This is a genomic window from Ketobacter alkanivorans (genome assembly GCF_002863865.1).
Taxonomy (GTDB): Bacteria; Pseudomonadota; Gammaproteobacteria; order Pseudomonadales; family Ketobacteraceae; genus Ketobacter; species Ketobacter alkanivorans.
Window position 1 is genome coordinate 4,286,627 of the sequence record NZ_CP022684.1, and the last position, 22,695, is coordinate 4,309,321.

A 22,695-nucleotide genomic window follows, 5' to 3' on the forward strand; every position below is an offset into this window, starting at 1 on the left:
ATAGCCTTATGTCAGGTTGGGGTCAAATTGTCTTGAAGTGTCTTGTCAGTCAAGGGGAGACTGTATACATTGCTTGGTTCAAATTTTACAACCTATCGCTCAGTGGATTCAGGAGTTTACCGGCTTGAAGAATAATGTGGGCCGTTTTTGGCTGCTCGCATGGATTGGGGTATTTTTGCCCGTGTTGGCCATTGGCGGCCAGCATAGCGCCCGCGTGATGGACGTAGCGGCATTGGACGGTCATGCCACGGTGTCAGACCATTTGGTCTATGTGGAGCAGACGCAGCAGGTTTATACCGTCGAGGATTTGCTGGCCGATCAGGTTGCTGGGGATATTCCCTGGATTGGCAATCATTCAGACACCCCTGGCTTTGGATTCGATACTAATACCTTTTGGTTTCGTCTGCTGGTGAATAACAGTGGTCAGCAGCCCTTATCCCGCCTGTTGGAGATCAATAACCCAGTGCTGGATGAGGTGCTGTTCTATCAGGTGGGCGAAGACGGTTATATCGTCAACGTATCCAAAACCGGAGATCGCAATCCGTCTTCTGACCGGCCTTTCTTTCACCACAACCTGGTATTGCCGTTTCAGATTCCCGCAGGGGAAACCCACTATCTGTATTTTCGCGTCACCACATCCGGTTCGTTGGAGTTTCCCTTGGAAATGTGGGAGCCGGAGGCGTTTCAGAATCGTGATCAGGTAAAGCTGCTGTTTTTTGGTGCCCTGTTTGGCATTTTGGTGGTGATGGGGGTGTACAACTTCTTCATTTATACCCTGTTCCGGGACAAGAGCATGGTGTACTACGCCGCCTTCTCCATTGGTTTGATGCTGTTTCTTTCGACAATGCATGGGTTCACCAACCAGTTCCTCTGGTCGGACAGCCCATGGCTGCGGGAGAACGCGTTGGTGGTCGTGATTCCTTTGACCTTGTTCTTCTCGCTGATGTTCTCCCGGCATTTTTTGCAGCTGGAACAATCCTACCCCCGTTTGAATCAGATGATTATGGTGCTGGCGTCATTGTGTTTGATGCTGGCATTGGCGGCACCGTTCGCCCGATATTCGGAGCTGATCCGGCTTAATGCTGCGATGGTGATTCCGATTTGTCTGGGGGGGATTGTGGTGGGCTTTTCCCGCTGGGTTGGGGGGTACAAGCCAGCCCGATATTTTGTAATTGCCTGGACTGCGTTCCTGTTTGCCATTGCTTTCTATTCCCTGTCCAAGTTTGGGCTGTTCTCCCGCAGCGGGCTCAGTGAATACTCAGTGCAGCTGGGTGCGGTGGCCGAAGCGGTGCTGTTTGCGTTTGCGCTGGCAGATCGCATGAACACCCAGCGTAAGGCCTTTATTAAGGCTCAGGCAAAAGCGCTGGAGCTGCAGAAAATCGCGAATGAACGCCTGGAGGCCCGCGTGACGGAGCGGACTCAAGAGTTGCAGGGGGCGATGTCTGATCTGGAAAATGCCAATCAGCGCTTGCAGGCGCTCACGATGCAGGATGGTTTAACCGGTATTCGCAACCGTCGCTATTTTGATGAAAAGCTGGAGCGGGAATGGCATCGGGCTATTCGCAGCCAGGATTCAATTGCCATGTTGTTAATAGATATTGATTTCTTTAAGGCGTTTAACGATAAGTACGGCCATTTGGCTGGGGATGAGTGCTTAAAAGCCGTGGCCCAGCTGATCGAAAAGACCCTTACCCGTCCTTCGGATTCGGTGGCCCGTTACGGGGGGGAGGAGTTTGCGGTGATTCTGCCGGAAACCGATGTGGATGGCGCAGTGCATGTGGCGGAAAATATTCGGCTGGCTGTGGAGCAGCAGAGTATTCCCGTTGATGGGGGTTCCGTGCACGTGACCGTCAGTATCGGTGCTGCGGCGAAGAAACCCCAGCCCCAGAACGAACAGCAGGAGCTGATTGCCGTGGCAGATCAGTCCCTGTACATCGCTAAGTCAGCAGGCCGTAATTGCACTCGCACGCCTGGTTCAGAGGCGAACAAATAGCAATCAGTTATAGCCCAGCTCGAATGATCGGCTCAGCTCTTTCTCTACCGCTTCCACCGCTCGAATATAACGCTGTTTTGACTTTGCGAAGTGCCCTAAACCATAGCCGTATTTGCGTCGGGCTTGTTCCGGATTGTCGCTTGGTTGCGTTTGATTTGGATGTGATGCTTTGTTCGCAGTTGTGTCTGTCATGTTTGTCTCCTGGACTGGATAGCTCCTTCCCACCCGACCCCTAACTTGATTGCGTTATTATTATTCCCTTGCTTTAAATATCGCGCAAAGCACTCGGGTAGGCAATTAGCTATACGTAACAAGATGCGACAAAACGGTAATATTCGTATCGTTTTACTTTGATTCTGTACCTTTTTTCCACAAATCAAACAGCTGTTCCACTTCACTGCGCAGATCCTGCTCTTTATTCAGTGTCCAGGAATAGACGGTACCAATGGTGAGGTTCATCAGCAGGTTAAGCAAAATCTGATTAGGAATGTTGGGAAGAGCGCCTTCGCTTTTCATGGCGTCGAAGAACGCATCGGCGAAGGCCTGATTGGCGAACACGACTTCCTGATGCAGGCGCTGGATTTCTGGCATGAACTCGCCGGCTTCGCTGATCAGCACTTTGGAGAAGTTGCGATTGTGATCCAGATAATTGGCGATGGCCAGGCAGGTATTTTCGAACCGCTGTAAGGGGTGGCCAGCACCGACCAGGTGGGTGAGAGCGATGTCGCGGATGGCCTGGAGATCGGCCTGCACCACAGACAGCAGTAGATCTTCTTTGCTGTCAAAATGTTTGTAGATGGTGGCCTTGCCCACGCCTGCCAGGGTGGCAATGGTTTTTACTTCGGCGTTGCGGAAGCCTTCTTTGGCGAACACTTCCCGTGCGGCTAACAGAATTCGTTGGCGACGTTCGGCTTTGTGATCGCTCATAAACCCTCTTTGGAAAATTTGCGCCGGATATTTTTGCCGACTTTAACCCGTTTGGCGGCGGAGGCGGGGATACTGCCCAGCAGTTGAGCGTATTTTAGAATCGGCTCCAGCCCTTGGCCGTTGGCGATTTGAATGGCCAGGCCGGGGCGGGCGTTCAGTTCCAGCATCATGGGGCCAAGCTGCTTGTCCAGCACGATATCGACCCCAAGATAACCCAGTGGCGCAAGGTCATAGCAGTTGGCGGCCATTTCCAGAATACGATCCCACTGGGGGATTTGAATGCCTGAGATGGCGCAGCCGGTATCCGGGTGTTGGGTCACGGGGCGTGAGTGCATAACGCCGAAGTTGGTGATGCCGCTGCAGATGTCTATGCCTGCTCCCACCGCTCCTTGATGCAGATTGGCACGGCCATCGGACTGGCGAGTGGGCAGGCGGATCATGCCAAACAGGGGGATCCCCCGAAACACGATCAGCCGCACGTCTGGAACGCCTTTGAAGCAGACGTCTTCGAAGCAGGGATCAAATTGCACCCGGTATTCAATAATGGCGCTGTCGTTGTCTCCACCGAGACTGTACATGCCGCTCAGTATATTGGATATGTGGTGCTTGATTTCGTCCAGGTGCACCACGCTGTCATTGGCTTTGCGGAAGTGGCCATTTGAAGTCTTGCCTGCGATGACCATAATGCCGTTGCCGCCGCTGCCATTGGCGGGTTTGATGACGAACTCGTTGTGGTTTGCCAGCAGTGAGGCCAGGTGGGCGGTCTGGTGCTCCAGCTCAATGTGACCATAGAGCTTGGGGACTGGGATGTGGTGTTCCTGTGCCCGCTGCTTGGTGATGATTTTGTTATCCACCAAGGGGTAAAAGCGGCGTTCGTTATAGGGCATGATGAATTCGGCATTACGCTGGTTCATGCCGACAATGCCCAGTTCCCGCAAACGGGTCCACGGCATTTTCATGGCTTGTCGGCCTCTTTAATCAGGCCGCGGAAGCGCCACAATTCCAGCAGGCGATAGCCTGTGTATCGGCCCAATATCAGCGTGATGGCCAGCACGATAAGCAGGGTTTCGGGAAAGACGAAGATGATGTGACCGAGCCATTCATCGGTCATGACTAAATACCCGAGGATGGCAGCGACCATGCTGCCCGTGCCCAGTTTAAAGGCCTCATGTGAGCCGTTTTCTTCCAGTACGATGGACATGCGCTCTATGGTCATGGCCAGTATGACCACGGGGAACAGGGCTACCGACAGGCCACGCTCCAGCTCCAGTTGCACGCTTATGATGCTGAATACGGCAATCAGCATGATGACGATGGTGAGTACAGCGGCCAGTCGAGGCACCAGCAGTAATTTGAGTTTCTCCAGGTACAGGCGCAAAGCCAGCCCCACAATCACCAGCATGGTGAACATGATGATTCCCCACACCAATGAGGTTTCACGGAACGCCAAGGCGATCAGCACTGGCATGAAGGTGCCGAACGTGGCCAGTCCAACCAGGTTGCGCAACATCACGATGACCAAGGCACCCAACGGCACCATCAGGATGATGCGATACACGTTTTGGGTTTGTACCGGCAGGGCAAATAACGAAAAATCCATCAGGCGGGATTCGGTTTGTCTTGCCCACTGTTCGGCGATTGAAACCTGGGACAAGGCATGACGAGAGATGGAGAAGTCCACTTCTGCGGGTTGGCCACCGGAAATGGTCACCAGTGGGTCATCTCCGGTACGCCATACCAGAACATCCTCACGGAAACCCTGGCGGCCGCTGACGGGATCGAAGGCAATCCATTCAAAATCGTTGTGTACTTCGATCCAGGGGATGAGGGTGCCGTGCTTTACCAGATCCTGCAGCGGCAATACGTAGACGATGCGGGCGGGAATGCGGGCACCTGCCAGTATGTCAACCAGCTGTCGTACCCACTCCACCGAGCCATGGCCGGTTTTATTGATCAGGGATATGTTCTGATCAGGTTTGGGGTCGTTAAGCTCCAGCAAGAGTTCCCGGGTGAAGGTGATGACGTCGGCTGAATGGGAGCGCACTTCTTTAAGCAGCGCTCTGACGGCGGAGCCAAGTGGCTCTTCGTAATCAGGCACCTGCGGATAGCTGGGCTTGGGAGCCGTTCTGGGTTTGGTGCTGCTGTTGTCCCGCGTGAACTCCATGCGGTAGTACAGAACCTGTTTGCCTTTGGCTCTGCGTACGGCCCACAAGGCTTCGCGGTTAACTTCATCCTTTTCTGTGGCGAGGCCATAGTTGCTGGAGATGTAATCTTCATTGAGTTTGATGAAGCCGGGCGGATCGCGGGGTATGTAGAAGTTGGCCTTGGCCGGGCCGCCGTTGGCTTTGAATTGCAGTTTGGCTTCTACGGTCCAGACCTCCGACTGCTCTGCCGGTTTTAGCGGTAAGCCCAGCTTTTCGTGTTTGTAGTATACGGCGCTCAGGGCAATGGCGATCAATATCAACGCGACGACGTTGATTCTTTGGTTTTTCATTGGGCTATGTCGGCCTTTTCATTTTTGTTTTGGGTCGGGCTGGCGGTGCTGTTTTGGCTATTTTGCTCTGGCGCCGGTTCTGCTGTGTCTGATTCCTCTCTAGGAATGGTGCGGGTGCGCAAAAAGGTGTTGCCGGGGTCGACAATGGCAACATTTTTGAGAAAGCGTCTGCCCAGCAGTACGGGGTAGAGGAATTTGCTGCGGTCAGTCAGGGTGAATTCAGCCTCGTATTCGACGTCGTTCAGGGTAAAGGGCAGGGTGACGACCGGGCGTTCTACACTGCTGTGTTTGTGGTGTTTGATCAGCGCGCTGCGGGTAAGTGGTGTCTCGATGGTGATGACTTTTTTGCTTTTGCCAGAGGTGTACGAGCTTGCTTTCAGACGGGTGTTGTTGGCGAATTGAAAGCGCACCCAGCGGTCGCCGTCCTTTTCAAAAAATTCGATGTTTTTGGCGTGGATCGAGCTGGTTTTGGCGCCGGTATCCAGTTTGGCCTTGGCTTTCAGGTTTGACGGCTGCAGATGAACGTTTTCTATCCAGCCAAGAATAACCTTCTCCGACAGCTCTTTGCTGTTGTCGGCTGCTTGTAGCTGGCTTGTGGCCATGAACATAAGGGCCACTAGCAGGCAGCGGGTGAGGGGTTTCATGAGTAAGCAGATAATGTTCGTCATAGTATGGGTGGTCTGGACCTTTGGCAGTGCGTGTCCGAAATAAGAGCTGCACATTGTAATGGGAGCGATGTGGCTGTGCATCTCTATTTGGGGGTGCTGGCCTTATTTATTTTTCTGAATGTGAGGTTGATTCGGGGTAAACAGGCTTGCTTTGATTTGGGTATTTGGTGCAGCCAGTGGTGTTGCATGGCTCCCTTCATAATAAGCAGGTCACCGGAACGCAGTTCCAGCTCCAGCTTGCGTTCGGGGTGCTGCCGGTGTTTGAGCTGAAACGTCCGTTCACCACCCAATGATAAAGATGCAATGACCGGGTTGTTACCCAGTTCCGGCTCGTTGTCCGCATGCCAGCCTACGCTGTCCTGTTCATCCCGGTATAAATTGGCGAGCAGGCTGTTGAATTGGGTGTCGCTGTAACTTTCGATTTGTTCTTTTATGTGCTGAAGGGTGTCGTTCCAGGGCTTGGGTTGCAGGGTGAGGCCGGAATAGGTGTAGCTGATGCCGGGATCACCGAACCAGGCCTGCAGGCGGGGTATCGGTGTTTCTTTGCCGGCTATGCGAATGTTGTCCTGCCGCCAGGGGATTTCTTCCTGCAGGCGTGAATACAGTTGTCGGGCGGTGTCTTCATCGTAGAAACGTCGTGCCCACAGTATTTCACCGTCTTCCAACTCAATCAGTTCGACGCTTTGCAGGGGCACGTCGCCAAATATGAACAGGTCTTCTTGGCTCATGGTTGAGGCCTTTCGCCGGGATGATGCATTGATGCTACAGGGGGGATTGGTGCCCTGCAACCGTCAAAACGGCAGAGTTGCGGTGCAGGTCATGCTGTGTTTGTCCACGGGGTGCTGGAAGGTCAGGGTGTGGGCATGCAGCAACAGGCGCGGGCTCATGGCGATGACGGCCTCTGGTGCGTAGAAGCGATCCCCCAGAATGGGCATGCCCAGGGCCATGGTGTGTACCCGTAGTTGATGGGAGCGGCCGGTGACCGGTATCAGTAGCAGCCGGTTGCGTTGGCCGTCCTGTTCCAGCAGTTGGTAGCGGGTAAGGGAGGGTTTGCCGGTTTCGTAACAGATTTTCTGTTTGGGGCGGTTGGGCCAGTCGGCGATCAGGGGAAAGTCGATGCTGCCCTGCTGGGCGGGGCATTCACCCCAGGTGATGGCGTGGTAGGTTTTTTCGGTTTCCCGATCACGAAACTGACGGCTCAGCTCGCTTTGTGCCTGCTTGGTTTTGGCCAGCACCATGACGCCGGAGGTGGCGCAGTCCAGTCGATGCACCACCAGCGCCTGGGGATATAAGGCGCTGGCGCGGGTGGCGATGGAGTCTTGGTTGTCTGGCCCCCGGCCGGGCACGGAGAGTAGATCTGCCGGTTTGTTGACCACCAGCAGATGCTCATCCTGAAACAGGATATCCAGGCTCAAGAGATGGTGATCATGATGCGAATGCCATCCAGCCGATATTGGCTGTTCTTGGCCAGCAGCTCCTGCCCTTTTTGCAGGCGCTTGTCGACGTCCTGTAGGGCTTTTGCGTTGTCTGCCGGGTTGCCCAGGGCTTGCAGGCGTTGCTTTTCGCTCTCCCAATAGCTCTGGAAGGCGGCTTGGGCTTTCTCCACCATGTCCTGTTTGCGCGCTTCCATGAGTTCGTTGCCTTTGCCGAGCATGGCCAGAACCGGATCTTGAATTTCCTTCAGCATGGGGGTGATCAGGTCGCCTTTGACGCGCTTGAGTTGTTTGTCGAGGGCATCGGTGGTGACGGCGGCGCTGATGTCGCGGCCAGCTTGATCCAGCAGCAGGCGCACTGGGGTTGCCGGCAGCAGTTGACCCAGTTGCAGCTCAGCGGGGGCGGGGCATTCCACGATAAAGAGGGCTTCCAGCAGGAGTGTGCCTTCTTTTATTTGTTTGTTTTTCAGCAGGCTCATGACGGAGCTGCCTTTGCCGCTGGTGATGATCATGTCCATGGCGTTGCGCACCATGGGGTGATCCCAGCTGATGAATTCGATGTCTTCCCGACCCAGTGCCACTGCGCGGTCGTAGGTTGCGCTGAAGCCGTCTTCTGGCAAGTTGGGAAAGCTGCTGTGTTCCAGCGAGGTGCCAGGGCGAATCAGTACGATGTCGTCCGACAGGTCTTCTTCGTCAACGCCGTAGGTGTTGAATACGCCTTCCATGTAATCTTTCAGGTGCGGATCGTTGTCGCTGCCGATCACGGCTTCAATCAGCGGTTCTACGCTGTCGTCACCGCGGGAATGGATTTCCAGCAGGCGATTGCGGCCGTGGACAAAACGCTCATGCAGTTCAGCAATGCGTTGCTGGGTGGTGTCGATCAACGCATCCAGAGCCGCTTCGTCGTCTTGGCTAATGACCGCTTTGAACTCCTGGTTGAGGTTTTCAAACACGACGCTGTGGGAGGATTCGGTTTTGATAAACGCGTTGAAGCCTTCGTCATACCAGGTCAGCAGGTTTTGCTGATGGGTTTCGGCCAGGTAGGGGGTGTAGATCTGGATGTCGTTTTTCTGACCGATACGATCCAGTCGGCCGATGCGCTGCTCCAGCAGGTCGATACTGGCCGGTAGATCGAACATCACCAGGTTATGACAGAATTGGAAGTTGCGGCCTTCGCTGCCAATTTCGGAGCAGATCAGGGCTTGGGCGCCGTCTTCTTCGGATGCGAACCAGGCGGCGCTGCGATCGCGTTCAATCAGGCTCAGGTCTTCGTGGAAGGCGCTGCACTGGATGCCGCCTTTGAAATGCAGGTGAGCCTGTAAGGCGCAGGCGGTGTTCTTGTGATGACAGATCACCAGGAACTTGCTGCTGCGGTTCTTTTTGAGGATGTCCAGCAGCCATTCGACGCGGGTATCCTGGGCGATCCACTCTGCCTCGGGTAGGTGTGTTTCCGGGTACAGCTGATCCTCAAAGCCGCTCAACGCCAGATCCTGATAGGCCTGTGGGCTCTTCAGGCGGACACGGGTCAGCTCTCGCTGGGGGAAGCCGCTGATGCTGGCGCGGGTGTTACGGAACAGGGCGCGTCCGGTGCCGTGTCGATCCAGCAGGCGGGTGGCTAGGGTAGTGGCTGCGTGGCTGTCAGCTTTGTTGTGTTCCAGTTGTTCGATCAGGCTGAGGCTGGAGGCGTCGTTCAGCAGTTGCTTCAACTGGTTGAGCTGGTCGGCCGTGAGGCTTTCGTGGTCGATCAGGTGCTCGGCAATCAGGGCGATGTCGTTAAACTTGGCTTGCTGCTCCATAAAGCGGGGCAGATCCTGATAGCGCAGCGGATCCAGCAGGTGCAGTTGGGCAAAATGGCTTTCGGGGCCTTCTTTTTCTGGTGTTGCCGTCAGCAGCAGGAGGCTCTTTGCCTTAAGGCTGAACTCTTCCACCATGGAATAGGCGGGGCTGGGTGCATCCGGTTGCCATGCAAGGTGGTGGGCTTCGTCCACGATCAGCAGATCCCAGGGGGAATCCATGGCGGCTTCGGCCCAGCGCTGGTTGCTCAGCAGGAACTGGATGGAGCACAGTACCAACTGCTCGTACATAAACGGGTTGTCGGTATCCTGCTGCTCGCAGAGCGCTTCGCATTGATCGTTGTCCAGCACTCGCACCGGCATATTGAAGCGGCGGCGCATTTCCACCAGCCATTGATGCACCAGAGAGTCAGGCACCAGTATGATGATGCGGTTGACCTTGCCGCTGATGAGCAGCTGGTGAGCGATCAGGCCTGCCTCAATGGTTTTGCCCAAGCCCACTTCATCGGCCAGCATGACCCGCGCCTGTGAGTGTTTGGCGACGGTTTGTGCGATGTGGAATTGGTGCGGAATCGGATCGACCCGAGGCCCCATGAAGCCTTTGGCGGGGTGCTGGTCGTATTGTGAGTGAAGCTGCCAGGTTTTCACGCGCATACCGAAGGTTTTGTAGTGCTCAAAGTGCCCTTGTAACAGTCGCTTCAAGGGTTCTGGCATACTGCTGCTGCCCTGTACCTGGCTTTCGCACAGTATTTTAACTTCGCCGTCGTCACTTTGCGCCTCATAGAAGTAGAGGCCTTCTTCTTCATGGCGCGTCAGTACCCGATAGTTGGTGCCGTCATCGGTCTCGATCATGTCTCTCGGGTGAAATTCCAACCGGGTGAGAGGGGCATTGGCCTGGGCGTAATTGCGTAATTCTTCGGTGTTGGGGAAGAATAGGGTGACGATGCGCTCGTCCACCTGGGTGACAATGCCTATCCCCAAGTCGGTTTCAGCGGTGTTGGACCAGCGTTGGCCGACGTGAAAAACCTGTTCGCTCATGGTACTGACTTTCTCCGGTAAATTGCTGCGCGGTATTCTACCAAAGATGATGGTGGATTTCAGAGATTAGGGGGTTACAAAACCCCCTCCCATAAATCGGCCGAGTCTGAAAAGGGATCGGTCTTCAGCTCGCACACCTCATCAAAGCACATCACCACCGGGTTCTCACGGTCAAAGGCCTGCCATTTGCCGACGCCGTCGGTGCTGGGGTCGGATGAGCGTGCGAACGCGATCCAGCAGTTTTGCACGTGGGTACTGAGCTTGGCTGCGGCTTCATGGGTGCCGCACAGGAACTGGCCTGCAGGGTGTTCCGTACAGCCGAAGACGAAGGGGATGTCACTGGCATGACAGGCGCCAAAGCCGCCTTTGTCCCAGTTGAACTGGAACATGTAGACGCTGTCGGTATGATCGCTTTGGGCTTCTGCCATACGCAGGGAGGGAATGCGGAACATGCGGTCGCTTTCAAAGGCGCTATACACATCCGCCAGGGTGCCGTTCTGTTTGTTTTGCTGCACCAGCTTTTCATACAGATTGGCAGCGCGCTCGCCCATGCCGGGCAGGCTTTGTTCCATTTGCTTGATCAGATCCAGCTTTTCGATGTCATTTACGTTGTCCTGGGAGAACAGGCCTTCGGCACCGGGCATTTTGATAAACAGATTCCATTCGTCACGGGTACAGCCCACCATCAGGGGAATGTGCTTGGCATCGCCGTTTTTGATGGCGGATAAGGGCGTCTGCGGCAGGATATTGCCTTCGACCACGGGCAGCAGGGTCATGCCGGTCTGGCGCACTTCCTGATTGTAAATGCCACGATCAAACGACATTTTGGCAAGTTGTCGTTGGGCTTTTACGATCTGATCCGGTGACAGCTGCCACAGTTTCTCGGGGTGGGCGGGGTCAATGTCGGTGACTTCCAGAAACTTGCGGGCCATTTGGGTGGCTTCATCCCGGGTCAGTACCTGGTCGGCTCCGCCGCTTTGCAGGATGGCGCGTTGGAACAGGCCTTGGGCCGTGGGGCAGGCCAGCAGGGTGGCGATGGACATGGCTCCGGCGGATTCTCCGAACAGGGTGATGTCGCCTGGGTCGCCACCGAAGCTGGCAATGTTGTTGCGCACCCAGCGTAAGGCTTCAATCTGATCCAGCAGCCCATTATTGGCGCTGATGCCGTGGTCGGCGCTGATTAAGTCATTCAGGTAGAGAAAGCCCAGTGCCCCCAGACGATAGTTAATGGAGATCACCACCACATCACCACTCATCGCCAGGCTGCGGCCGTTGTAGATCAGCTGCGAGCCGGAGCCGGTCAGGTAGCCGCCGCCATGAATCCACACCATGACCGGGCGCTTTTTGTCGTCGCTGGCCGGGGTCCAGATGTTGAGATAGAGGCAGTCTTCACTGGTGTGGTTGATGCCAAACAGGGGGATTTTGTCCTGGGGGGCCGAATCACCAAAGCGCTCCGCCTTAAAGGGCTCATCGAACGGCAGTAGTGGTTCCGGAGCCTTAAAGCGAGCAACGCCAATCGGCTGTTCCGCATAGGGGATACCGCGAAATTCCTGATAACCTTCACACTGCAATCCGATAATTTCGCCACAAGGCGTGTTCACACTCACCGACATAGACTTTCCTGTTTATCTAATTATTAAGAGGTTGTTTCGGTAATCACCATAATAGGGTGATTTCGGCAGTATCTGCCCTAAAATTGACGCTTATCCCCGTTCTGTCCAGTGGGGTATCCCACCTACAATACTGGCTCTAATCCATTGCAGTTGAGAGTCAGCTATGAGCCTGCAGGCCCCGTCCAAGTCGGTTTCCACCTTATTTAGACCTTTCCAGTGCAAATCATTGGAGCTGCGCAATCGAATCATTATGGCTCCCATGACGCGCAATATGTCGCCGGGCTTCGTACCCAATGACGATGTTGTAGCATACTACCGACGTCGGGCCGAGAACAATGTGGGCCTGATTATTACTGAAGGCACTACGGTTGGCCAGGTTGCCTCTAATGGTTATCCCGGTGTACCTGCTTTTCATGGTGAAGAGGCGTTGGCCGGTTGGAAAAAAGTCGTGGATGCCGTGCATGCTGCCGGTGGCAAAATCGCCCCGCAACTTTGGCATGTCGGGACGGTGCGAAAAGCAGGCGTTGCCCCCAACCCCGATGTGCCGGGCATGGGGCCCTCTGGCATCACCTCGGCAGGCAAGTACAAAGCCCACGCCATGACCGAGCAAGAAGTGCAGGATTGCATCGATGCCTTTGCTCAAGCCGCAGCGGATGCCGAACGCATAGGTTGTGATGCTATTGAGATCCACGGTGCTCACGGCTACCTGATCGACCAGTTCTTTTGGGAGGTCACTAACGAGCGCACCGATCGCTGGGGTGGCTCATTCGAGAAGCGCAGCCAGTTCGCCATCGACATCGTGAAGGCGGTGCGGGCGCGGGTTAGCCCTGACTTTCCGGTGATCTTCCGCTTTTCTCAGTGGAAGCAACAAGACTACACCGCACGCTTGGCGCCAACACCGGAATTGCTGACGCAATTTTTGTTACCCCTGTCAGAAGCCGGTGTGGACATTTTTCACGCCAGCCAGCGTCGCTTTTGGGAGCCTGAATTTGAAGGCTCCGATCTGAACCTGGCAGGTTGGACCAAGGAGATCACCGGTAAGCCTTCTATTTCTGTCGGCAGTGTAGGCCTTAACGTAGACTTTTTGGAAGGCACGCTCTCTGCCACCCCGATGGACAGCATTGGTCAGCGCGGCATCGACGAATTGCTGGCGCGCATGGAAAAAGGTGAGTTTGATCTGATCGGCGTAGGCCGTGCGCTGCTGCAGGATCCTGAATGGGTGGTGAAAGTAGAGCAGGGCCGGTTTGATGAGCTTGCAGACTTTGATCGGGCTTCGATTGGCAAGTTGTATTGATCGGGTAGCGTAACCGGTAATTGAAAAGGCGGGGTTAACCACTCCGCCTTTTTTGTGCCCGTTTGGTGTGATTCATAATGGATAAGCCCAATGCGTCATTGCCCCTGCTGATCCAGCCATTCCAGCAATTGCTTAAAACGGTATTGCTGCACGAAGGGCTGAATCCGATGTAGAAAATCCTCATGCTGACCCTGCTGTTGCAATTCGCTAATGAGGTTACGGATACCCAGGACGTTGTGCCGTTTGGCTTGCTCCTTGAGCTGTTGTATCCAGGCAGGGTCGGGGTAAGTCAGCGGCCTAGTGCCGGTGCCCTCCAGCAGGGCCGTCGTGGATTGCTGCCCCTGCGCGGGAACATCGATGTTAAACCAAAAGGCGCTGCCTTCATCCACTTTACTGGCAACCTGCAGATTGGCATCCATGATGGTGAGAAAACGCTGACTGATGGCCAGCCCCAGCCCGGTACCTTCTGCCCGAGTAATGGCGTTATCCAACTGATGGAAGGGAATAAAGATATCCCGCAGTTGCTTACGGTTGATGCCGATACCGGTATCTTCCACGCTGAAACGCAACCGGGCCAGCCCGTTAGCGCGGTCTGATAGTTTTTGCACGCGAAACGTAATGGAACCCTGTTCGGTGAACTTAACTGCGTTACTGAGTAGATTCAGTAACACCTGCCGGAGCCGTTTTTCGTCGGCTACGATCGTGACTGGCAATACCTCATCAAAGTGATAGTGAAATTCAAGCCCTTGCAGCTGCGCCTTCACTCGGATCATTTCCACCAGCGTGATGAGAAAATTCGCCAGGTCAATTTCGGCGGGGTGAAGCGTCATGGATTCTTCATTGGCGCGAGAGAACTCCAGAATGTCGTTGATCAAAAGCAATAGATGATCCGCGCTGCGATCGATGGTTTCGATGCCTTGTCGATGTTTTTGCATCAACTGGCTATCCTGCTTGTAAAGTTGGGTATAGCCTAAAATCGCATTCAAGGGCGTTCGGAGTTCATGGGTCACATTGGCCATAAAGCGGGTTTTGGCTTGGTCGGATGCCTCCACCACCCGTTTGGCGGCGTGCAGGCGGTGAAAGATCACCGACACCATGACCCAGATGATCAGCACCAGAATCAGCACAGTACTGGATTCGGCAAACAGGCGGGGTTTCATTTCGGCAATCAGTGATTGATAGTAGCCGCCGCTGATGCTGAACCCGGCTACCCCCAGGATATCGCCTGTATCGTTGGTGAGGAGGATATCGGTACGAAAGCAAGCATTGCAGTTGGGCTCACCCTCGATCAGGTCTAAGCTTCCTTCTTCCACGGCAATGGTGCTGTAATCAATTTGCAGGGTAAGCTGACGGATAAAGCGCTCGCCGATAGCGGGGTCTTCCACAATCAGCATTTTTTGCACGGTTTCTCGGAGCGCGGCAGGCAACAATGCCACCGGTGTGCGCTCCAGGGTGGCAACCAGCACAGCGGATTGGGATTCCGCCAAGACCTGGGCCTGGGTTTCGGCGGCTTTATACAGGCGGGGCTGTTGGGTGGTTTCCCAGAAGTGATCGGCAGACCACAGAAACAGCACAATCAGAAGAACGAAAAAAGCACTGATCAACAGTTGGGTGTATAACGCGGCGAACTGTTGTTGGCGTTTATACCAGGCTTTTACCTTGGGTAGGGTTCCATTACTCATGGTGCTTAGCCACCTTCAGGTAAAAGGGTTTGATGTGGAATTTTCCTTTCTGCAATGTGTGCATATTGATCAGGGGGCGCACCGTGGCCTGTACAGAAATACCCGCCAGTATGCCTTGCTCCACATCGCCCTCATACGGCGAAAAAATGATGACGCCTTGTGTAATGCTGTAGTTCACCAGCGTCTTGCGTTCGTCGTCATTGAGAGGTTGACTGATAAAGAGCGCAGCGGGTTTGGGGTTGGTTTGCTTTAGAATCTGTTGAATGTTAGCGGCCCGGACAATAACCGGGATGTTGTTCAGTGACGTGAATGTGCTTTGCAGCTTTTGTTGATGCTCCTGGGCGGTGGACGCGTCATTGGCGTAGGTGAGGATGACCAGCAGTTGGTCTTCCTGTGCCTTGGATTCAATATCCAGATCGGCAGTAACAAAGGTTCGGAACAGCTTCAGCCCCACGTCGGCGCGCCGCTGAATAAACTCATCGGCCAGTACGCTGAAGGATGGCATGCATAGCAACGCCCCAATCAGTAGTCGCCTGATCAGGAGCCGCCTTACGCTGTTCATTCTAAAACCTCGTGTTGAGAGCATGGGCGGAGTTAATTGAAGTCGTACGCCAGTTGCAGCCTGCCTGATCGACCGCCCTGTGGCAGCCCGTAAGGATACTGGGCGGGGTTAGCTAACACTGAATATTCTCGATCGGTCAGGTTATTGATACTGGCTATGAGGGATAACCCTTCCATCCCGGCAACGCGAGTCAGGCTAAAGCAATAATCCACGGTTGTGTAATCATCGAACTCGGTTGCACGGTTTGGTCGGATGCTATCCCAGCCCTCCTGGGTGCCCACATAGTTCACCCAAATAGAGTGCTGCTGCCTTGGTGAGGCACTCCAACGCAGTCCAAGGTTGCCCAGCCATTCCACAGACCCCACCAGTGTTTGGTCTGCTTCGAATTTGTCTTCGGCGTCGGAATAGGACAGGTTAGCCAGCCATTGCCACTCACGATTCAGTTGTTGCTCCCATTCCAGCTCAATGCCCGAACTGTTGACGTCTCCCCGGTTGCGCCATTCCGGTGGCTGCCCCGGTTGCAGATGAAATTCTATAAGGTTATCCACTTGTATATTGAACAGGGTGGAGCGAAAGGTAGTGTTGATTCCGTTGTATAGATAGGAAAGCTCTGTGCTTTTCAGCGTTTCGGCGCTCAACGGATTATACACAACGCCCTGGAATGTGTTGGGCCCTGGGTTTTGATCTGCCAACGTCGGAGGTCGAAACGCCTCCGCATACTGAATTTTGAAAATGTGCTGATCGTTGCTGCGCCATACAGCGGCCAAGCGTGGGGAGGTGGCATCGCCCCAGTCGTCATAATCATCATGACGTATGCCCAGCGTCAATTCTAGATCTTCCAGTATTTGCCATTGATCCTGCAGCGTTGCACTGGTGAGTTGGCGTTTGGCTCCCTCCAGTACCAGGGATTCGTCTGGCCCTGGGTAGATTGGATCCTGGCCATCCGGGTAGAGCGTGAGGGAGGAATCGGTTACTTCACTGTGAACCTGGCTTGCTTCGAAAAAAACCTGGTGATGCTCGAATCCATTCCAGTGTAAGTATAATTTTGCTCGCTTGGACTCGTCGCTGTTTTTGTCCTGCCGGAATCGATCGGCTGGAATCGGATTGCCGCCAGGGCCGGAGACGCCCGCTGGTATCGGCAGATAAGTGGCGTAATCCAGATCAGTTTGCAAGGCGTTCAGATTGATGCCCAGACTCAAGTCCGGGGTCAGTGACCAGGATTTGTCGAAATCCAGGTTAATCACGGTTTCTTTGCGGGGTTCTTTGTCTTCCGGCAGCGCGGCATTGCGTCCGTACCAGCCACCCCGTTCCACATCCGTGTAATGCAGTTGCAGGCGATAGCCCTGATATTCACTGTCGACAAACACCACGTCACCCTGTTCGTGATCGTAGATGTCCCCCGGTGAATGGCCCAGGCCCTGACGGTAAAAATTATCCACGCCGGTTTGATCTCCGCTGTTATCCCGCTCCCGATGGTTCAGGTTGGCCGAGAGCGTCAGCCCTGACCCAAATCGGTGATGCATCATGCCGTCGATTTGAGTGTGCTGGTCGTTCCCGGCAGACAGGGCGGCCCGGTTGGCTTTTTTGGTAAGTACGTTAATGACACCGGAAAACGCAAATTCGCCATACAGAGTTGAACCCGGACCACGGATGATTTCGATGCGCTCCACCTGAGTCAGGGGTAGCCGCATCACCCAGTCGGCAGAGCCGTCCACCGGACGGTTAACGGGCACGCCGTTGATCATCACTTTGAGGTTGTTGGCCGTTAAACTGGCACCGATTCCCCGTACAGTGGTGACATAATCACCGGTGTTGTTGTTGGTGATATAAAACCCCGCCACATTGTTGAGCGCCTGAGCAACGGTGGTGGCACCATAGGCTTCCATTTGGCTGCCATGAAGAATGGTGATCATGCCGGGTACGTAATCGGCGTTCATTTTGCTTTGAGTGGCCAGTTCGGTTTCCTGATCCAGCAAGGTTAGCAACGCAAGTAGTTCACCTTCTTCGGAAAGTGAATCGGCGGGGGTTGCAGTAGAAAGAAGGGTCGCCGACAGGGCGGCAGCAGACAAGGTGAAGAACCGGTTGGATTTGATGGCTTGCTTCATAAGCGAGGTGTGCTCCCAAACACAGGCGCATTCATTCTAGTTATGGTGAGTTGAGTGGCAGGCGGCGGTGAACCGGTTACGGCCATGAGTTTTCGCCTGATAGAGCGCCTTATCTGCTGATTCTAGCAAGTCTTCTACGATTTGTGATTCTTTCGGTCGGCAGGTTGCTACCCCCAGGCTGATGGTGACGCGATCATCAGAATCGGAATTCTGATGGGGGATCGATAAAGAGAACACGGCCTGACGTAATTTTTCAGCGATATCGGCGGCACCGTCAGCGTCGGTCTCTGGCAGTAGTACGATGAATTCCTCGCCTCCATAACGGGCCAATAAGTCAGCGGGGCGATGCAAGACACTGCTGAGCGCACGGGATACCTGTTTCAGGCAGCGATCCCCTTCGGGGTGACCGTAGTGGTCGTTGAATAGCTTGAAGTGATCCACATCAATCATGATGACAGACAGATCAGTCTGATTGCGTTGTGCCCGTGATAGCTCGCGCTCGATGACGTAATCAAAGTGGCGTCGGTTGGCGACGCGGGTCAGTTCGTCGGTGCAGGCCAACTGTACCAGCAGGTTGCTCTTATGCTTGAGCGCAAGATGATTGCGCAGGCGAGCCTTCAGAATCGGCATGGAGAACGGTTTGCTGATGTAATCCACAGCCCCCAGGCACAGCCCTTGTTCGATGTCGCGCTCGTTATCCTTTGCGGTGAGGAACACAACAGGAATGTCGGTGGTTTCCCGAGTGGCTTTCAGGCGGCGGCAGGTTTCGTAGCCGTCCACGCCGGGCATCATGATGTCCAACAGAATCAGGTCAGGTTTGATTTCGTTGGCCAGCCGATAACCTTCCTCGCCGGACAACGCCACGACCAGCTCTATGTTTTCCTGTTGCAAGTTCTCCACCAGTACGTCCAGATTGGCCGGTACATCGTCCACAATCAGAACGGTTGGGGTTTTATAGCTATTTTCGTAGGGAATCATCATGAGTACTGCCACCTTGGTTTACACCATTTACGGTTCGTTATGAGGTTATTATCAAGTTTCGAGCCAAGTGTAGAACCCATTTGGTTTCAGTGGGTTAGTTGGGCCAAGTTTTGCAATAGCAGGCTGTTTCTTATAGAAAATTGGGTAAATCGCTTATAGTCGCTTATATTTGTATAGGTAATCTTTGCTTATAAGGAATCACGAATGCCTGTTAACCCAACCGTGCTGATGGTGGATGATCAACCCGACAACCTGGATGTCTTGGTGAACTATCTGGCCGACAGCGGGTTGGAACTGGTGGTGGCAACCGATGGCGAGCAGGCATTGCAACTGGCGGCGCAGTGCCGCCCTGATCTGGTTTTGCTGGATGTGATGATGCCGGGACTGGATGGATTCAGTGTATGCGAACGTTTGAAGTCCCAGCCACACACACAGGATGTGGTGGTGATTTTCATGAGTGCACTGACGGACACCCAAAGTAAGGTGAAGGGCTTTGCGGTGGGGGCGATCGATTACGTAAGCAAACCCCTGCAGCGGGAGGAGGTTCTGGCCCGTATTCAGGCGCACCTTACCATCCGGCAGCAGCAGGCGGAGTTACAGCAGAAGAACCAACAACTGGAAGCGTTGAACCGCGATCTGCAGGATCAGATGGAGCAACGTCAACGGGCCGAAGCGGCGTTGCATCTGGCCGATCAAAAACTGTCGGCACTTACTCGACAGGAGGCGGAGCGCTGGGGTATTGATGCCTTTGTTGGGCAGAGTCAAATGACCAAGGCGCTGTTGGACGAAGTGCGCAGTTTGCAGCAGGCGCCCCGTACCAATGTGCTGGTGCTGGGTGAAAGTGGAACAGGCAAAGAGCTGATCTCCCGTGCGATTCACTTCGGTAGCCCGCGCCGTGACAAACCCTTTGTGGCGGTGAACTGCTCGGCCATTCCATCCGAGCTGGCGGATGCTGAATTTTTTGGTCACACCAAGGGGGCGTACACAGGTGCGACCCATGATCGCCATGGCTATTTCATGCAGGCGGATGGCGGTACATTGTTTCTGGATGAAATCGGGGACATGCCGTTGCCGTTACAGGCCAAACTATTACGAGTGCTGGAAGACGGATTGGTGACCCCCATTGGCGGCCGTCACAGTCGCAAAGCGGATGTGCGGGTGGTGGCGGCTACAAACGTGAATCTGGCGGAGAAAGTTCGCGATAAAGCCTTCCGTCAGGATCTGTTTTTTCGGTTGTCCGGGTATCAGATCGCTGTGCCGGCGCTACGCAATCGGGTGAGTGATATCCCCCCGCTGGTAGAGCACTTTCTGATACGGCTGGGCAGTCAGATGGGGCGTGAACGACCCACTATCAGCCCTGATGCGATGAGCGCTCTGAGCCGTTATGCCTATCCGGGCAATGTGCGGGAGCTGCGCAACCTGGTGGAATATGCGCTGATCGCCAGTCGTGGTAAAACCATCGATGTAGACCATCTGCATTTTCTGCACAGCCAGCCCCCACAATCTGAACCTGCAGTGGCCACTGTGGTTGCGGCGGAACCCGAAGATGAACCGTTGCCGCAATTGGAATTTCTGGCGGCGACCGCGAGTAACCCCAATCAAGAGGCCATGTTGTTAGCATTTGTGCGTGAACACGGGCGGATCGATAACACTGCGGCTCAGACCTTGTTGGATGTTAGCCACAGTCGAGCATCGTATCTGTTGAAAAAACTTTATAAAGACGGACATCTGTTGAAGCAAGGCGAGCGGCGCTGGAGTTACTACGTGGCGCAATAAGAGAAGTGTTCCTATAGCGCTTATAGTTTTTCGTTTAGATCCCTTATACGAATGCCTGCCTTTCTATTAATCTATTGAAACCTAAACCTTAAATTGGATTGGTACAGTTTCTGCTCTGTATGCCTGCGTTAATGCTGTAGCGGCCGTGTTGCTTATAGCGGCCATAACACAACGGGTAGGCATAATATGAAAATAATGAACGTTACACCTTCTGTTTTACTGGCTTGCACTTCGCTTGTCATCGTGTCCTGTGGTGGCGGTGGCGGCAGTTCGGGATCAGACAGCTCCACCACGGAACCCACTCGTTACACCATTACCGCCAGTGTAATGAAAGGGCCAGTGGATGGCGCAGACTGCGAACTGTATTCGATTACCGCCGCAGGCGAGGCTGGCACGCTGCTGGACAGTGGAACCAGTGCGGACGGTGTGGTGAGCTTTAGTACAACAACCACAGGGAGTCGGTTTGTGGTGTGTTCTGGCGGTACGTATACCGATGAATCGACGGGCACAACGCTGACCGCGCCACAATTGAGAGCGGTTGTGTCCGGCTCGGGCAATGCAGACATTACCGTCAGCCCCCTGACGGAACTGGCGGTGGCATTGGCGGCAGACCTGAATCAGGTGGATAACGATGCCGTGGCCGATGCGTTCGGTTTGGATGGGGTGGACATTACCGACACGGTTCCCACCGATTTGAATCAAGAAGCGGCGGCCGATGATGCTGCCGGTAATTATGGCACTGTGCTGGCCATCGTATCCCAGTACCAGAATGATCGGGGGGCAACGCTGGAGCAAGTAATGGCAACCCTGACCACAGATCTGGCCGACGGCGAGTTTTCTGCAAGTCAGAAAACGGATCTGTCTTCTGCTGCGTCGAACCTGAGTAGCTCAGCCGTGAGCGCCAGCGTAAACGGAACCGTAGTCACGGATCTGGTGGCGGCCATTCAAGCTAATGAGGGAAACACCGCGCCGGTGGCTGAGGCTGGTGATAATTTTACCGCACCTACCGGTTCCAATGTGGTGGTGGATGGTAGCGCCAGTTCTGATTCCGATGGCGACCAGCTTACCTATTTTTGGGAATTCAGCTCCGCACCGGGTGGCAGTGCCGCCACCTTCAGCAACAGCGCATCAGTTAGCCCCAGCTTTGTGCCGGATGCGGCCGGTAGCTATGTGTTGCAATTGACCGTGAGCGATGGATCGGAGACTCACAGTGACACTGTAACCATCACGGCGGAAACCAAAGACTGGATCATCAACAACAGCGAGTCCGGCGCGTATATTAATGCGTTGGTGAACGTACAATCGGTGACCGACACCTCCATAGGGCCCTATGACTTTCTCTTGGTATCGGCCTCCGGTATTCCCAATTACAGTGTAGTGATGACACAGGCCGACATTGATGCGCTGAACAGTCGCCCGGAAGCGGCAGCCGATTTTGATAACGGTCAAACCTCCGCGCAGGCAGGTGACACCATCGCCTTTGGCCAGGACATCGGCTACAACATCATTCATGTCGGCTGTGCGTTGGGGTATTGGCCTCCTGGGCCCGCTTGCCCATCCGATCAACAGCGTGAAGCCCGCATCCCCGCCAACCCAACGCCTGCCTCCACCGAGTGTGCCACCAGCACCAATACCATGGGGCTAATGCTGAATGGCACATCGATCTACAATTGGTCCGACGGGGTGAGTTACGACAATGAAAATGTCTGGCGTCAATTGGCTCCGGAGTTTGAAATTTACGATGTGGACATCTGCAGCGGTCACGCTCAGACCCAGGGCGATTACCATCACCACATGTTTTCGCCCTGTCTTGCGGATTTGTTTGGCGATACAGGTCAATCCCACTCGCCGATTTATGGCTATGCGGCCGATGGCTACCCCGTCTATGGCCCTTATTACGCCAAAGGCGTGCTGGCTAAAAGTGCCTGGGTAGAACGGGACTACACCGATACTAATGCGGGAGGTTGCGGAGATGGTGCGCGATCCTGCCTGCTGGTGGACCAGTACGATTTATCACAGGGAACGGTGTCCACCAATTACCCGGGGCCTGCAATCAACGAAACTGTGACCTCCAACTCGGGTAATTCATTTGTGGCGGAATCGGGTTATTACTTTGAAGATTATTATTACGATGCCAGTTTGACCGCGCAAGGTAATGAATATCTGGATGAGCATAACGGCCATAGTCACGATGATCTGGGTTATCACTACCACACCACTGTGGTGGACAATAACGGCAGCCTGGAGCCCGTGTTCCCATACAACATCGGCCCAACCTTCTACGGTGATACACCCGGCGGCTCGATTTACACCTGTATGCAGTTGCCATGAGCTGA

Annotated in this window: 17 protein-coding genes; 4 read left to right on the plus strand and 13 right to left on the minus strand. The window is 54.5% G+C overall.

Annotation, left to right across the window (positions count from 1 at the left end):
- Positions 1-73: 73 nt before the first annotated feature.
- Positions 74-1,993: a sensor domain-containing diguanylate cyclase gene (locus tag Kalk_RS18345; protein WP_101895632.1), complete on the plus strand. Its 1,920-nt coding sequence runs from the start codon at positions 74-76 to the stop codon at positions 1,991-1,993.
- Positions 1,994-1,996: 3 nt separating this feature from the next.
- On the opposite strand, the gene Kalk_RS18350 is transcribed toward Kalk_RS18345, so the two are convergent.
- The 9 genes from Kalk_RS18350 to Kalk_RS18390 all read right to left on the minus strand — a co-directional run bounded on the left by Kalk_RS18350 (position 1,997) and on the right by Kalk_RS18390 (position 11,959).
- On the minus strand, positions 1,997-2,185 hold the full coding sequence (locus Kalk_RS18350; protein ID WP_101895633.1) for a hypothetical protein: 189 nt from the start codon (positions 2,183-2,185) through the stop codon (positions 1,997-1,999).
- A gap of 153 nt (positions 2,186-2,338) precedes the next feature.
- A complete protein-coding gene (locus Kalk_RS18355) occupies positions 2,339-2,920 on the minus strand; it encodes a TetR/AcrR family transcriptional regulator (RefSeq protein WP_101895634.1) in 582 nt (193 codons plus the stop codon).
- On the minus strand, positions 2,917-3,879 hold the full coding sequence (locus Kalk_RS18360) for an alpha-L-glutamate ligase-like protein (RefSeq protein ID WP_101895635.1): 963 nt from the start codon (positions 3,877-3,879) through the stop codon (positions 2,917-2,919). The genes Kalk_RS18355 and Kalk_RS18360 overlap by 4 nt, the downstream gene beginning before the upstream one ends.
- Positions 3,876-5,414 carry an inactive transglutaminase family protein gene (locus Kalk_RS18365; RefSeq protein ID WP_101895636.1) on the minus strand — a complete coding sequence of 513 codons (1,539 nt, stop codon included), beginning with the start codon at positions 5,412-5,414 and terminating at the stop codon, positions 3,876-3,878. The genes Kalk_RS18360 and Kalk_RS18365 overlap by 4 nt, the downstream gene beginning before the upstream one ends.
- Positions 5,411-6,082 carry an ATP-dependent zinc protease family protein gene (locus Kalk_RS18370; RefSeq protein ID WP_158643574.1) on the minus strand — a complete coding sequence of 224 codons (672 nt, stop codon included), beginning with the start codon at positions 6,080-6,082 and terminating at the stop codon, positions 5,411-5,413. The genes Kalk_RS18365 and Kalk_RS18370 overlap by 4 nt, the downstream gene beginning before the upstream one ends.
- Before the next feature lie 83 nt (positions 6,083-6,165).
- On the minus strand, positions 6,166-6,810 hold the full coding sequence (locus tag Kalk_RS18375; RefSeq protein ID WP_101895638.1) for an alpha-ketoglutarate-dependent dioxygenase AlkB family protein: 645 nt from the start codon (positions 6,808-6,810) through the stop codon (positions 6,166-6,168).
- A 63-nt stretch (positions 6,811-6,873) separates the two neighbouring features.
- The gene (locus Kalk_RS18380; protein WP_101895639.1) at positions 6,874-7,497 is read right to left on the minus strand and encodes a pseudouridine synthase; all 624 of its coding nucleotides are present in this window, start codon (positions 7,495-7,497) and stop codon (positions 6,874-6,876) included.
- A complete protein-coding gene (gene rapA / locus Kalk_RS18385; RefSeq protein ID WP_101895640.1) occupies positions 7,494-10,346 on the minus strand; it encodes an RNA polymerase-associated protein RapA in 2,853 nt (950 codons plus the stop codon). The genes Kalk_RS18380 and rapA overlap by 4 nt, the downstream gene beginning before the upstream one ends.
- 74 nt (positions 10,347-10,420) lie before the next feature.
- Positions 10,421-11,959, minus strand: coding sequence for a carboxylesterase/lipase family protein (locus tag Kalk_RS18390; protein WP_101895641.1), 1,539 nt, complete (start codon positions 11,957-11,959; stop codon positions 10,421-10,423).
- A 163-nt stretch (positions 11,960-12,122) separates the two neighbouring features.
- Between Kalk_RS18390 and Kalk_RS18395 the strand changes: the two genes are divergently transcribed.
- A complete protein-coding gene (locus Kalk_RS18395) occupies positions 12,123-13,253 on the plus strand; it encodes an NADH:flavin oxidoreductase (protein ID WP_101895642.1) in 1,131 nt (376 codons plus the stop codon).
- Positions 13,254-13,348: 95 nt separating this feature from the next.
- Here Kalk_RS18395 and Kalk_RS18400 read toward each other — a convergent pair whose 3' ends face one another.
- From Kalk_RS18400 to Kalk_RS18415, 4 genes are all read right to left on the minus strand, one after another.
- The gene (locus Kalk_RS18400; RefSeq protein WP_101895643.1) at positions 13,349-14,935 is read right to left on the minus strand and encodes a sensor histidine kinase; all 1,587 of its coding nucleotides are present in this window, start codon (positions 14,933-14,935) and stop codon (positions 13,349-13,351) included.
- Entirely contained in the window at positions 14,928-15,440 is a 513-nt protein-coding gene (locus Kalk_RS18405) for a hypothetical protein (RefSeq protein ID WP_101895644.1), read from the minus strand. Before Kalk_RS18405 ends, Kalk_RS18400 begins: the two co-directional genes overlap by 8 nt.
- Before the next feature lie 89 nt (positions 15,441-15,529).
- Positions 15,530-17,602 carry a TonB-dependent receptor plug domain-containing protein gene (locus Kalk_RS18410; protein WP_101895645.1) on the minus strand — a complete coding sequence of 691 codons (2,073 nt, stop codon included), beginning with the start codon at positions 17,600-17,602 and terminating at the stop codon, positions 15,530-15,532.
- A gap of 36 nt (positions 17,603-17,638) precedes the next feature.
- Positions 17,639-18,583 carry a GGDEF domain-containing response regulator gene (locus Kalk_RS18415; RefSeq protein ID WP_199767961.1) on the minus strand — a complete coding sequence of 315 codons (945 nt, stop codon included), beginning with the start codon at positions 18,581-18,583 and terminating at the stop codon, positions 17,639-17,641.
- A 204-nt stretch (positions 18,584-18,787) separates the two neighbouring features.
- On the opposite strand from Kalk_RS18415, the gene Kalk_RS18420 reads away from it, so the two are divergent.
- Positions 18,788-20,359: a sigma-54-dependent transcriptional regulator gene (locus Kalk_RS18420; RefSeq protein WP_101895646.1), complete on the plus strand. Its 1,572-nt coding sequence runs from the start codon at positions 18,788-18,790 to the stop codon at positions 20,357-20,359.
- Between the two features lie 186 nt (positions 20,360-20,545).
- Positions 20,546-22,690, plus strand: a complete 2,145-nt coding sequence (locus Kalk_RS18425) for a YHYH protein (RefSeq protein ID WP_101895647.1) — start codon at positions 20,546-20,548, stop codon at positions 22,688-22,690.
- The last annotated feature ends 5 nt before the right edge of the window (positions 22,691-22,695 follow it).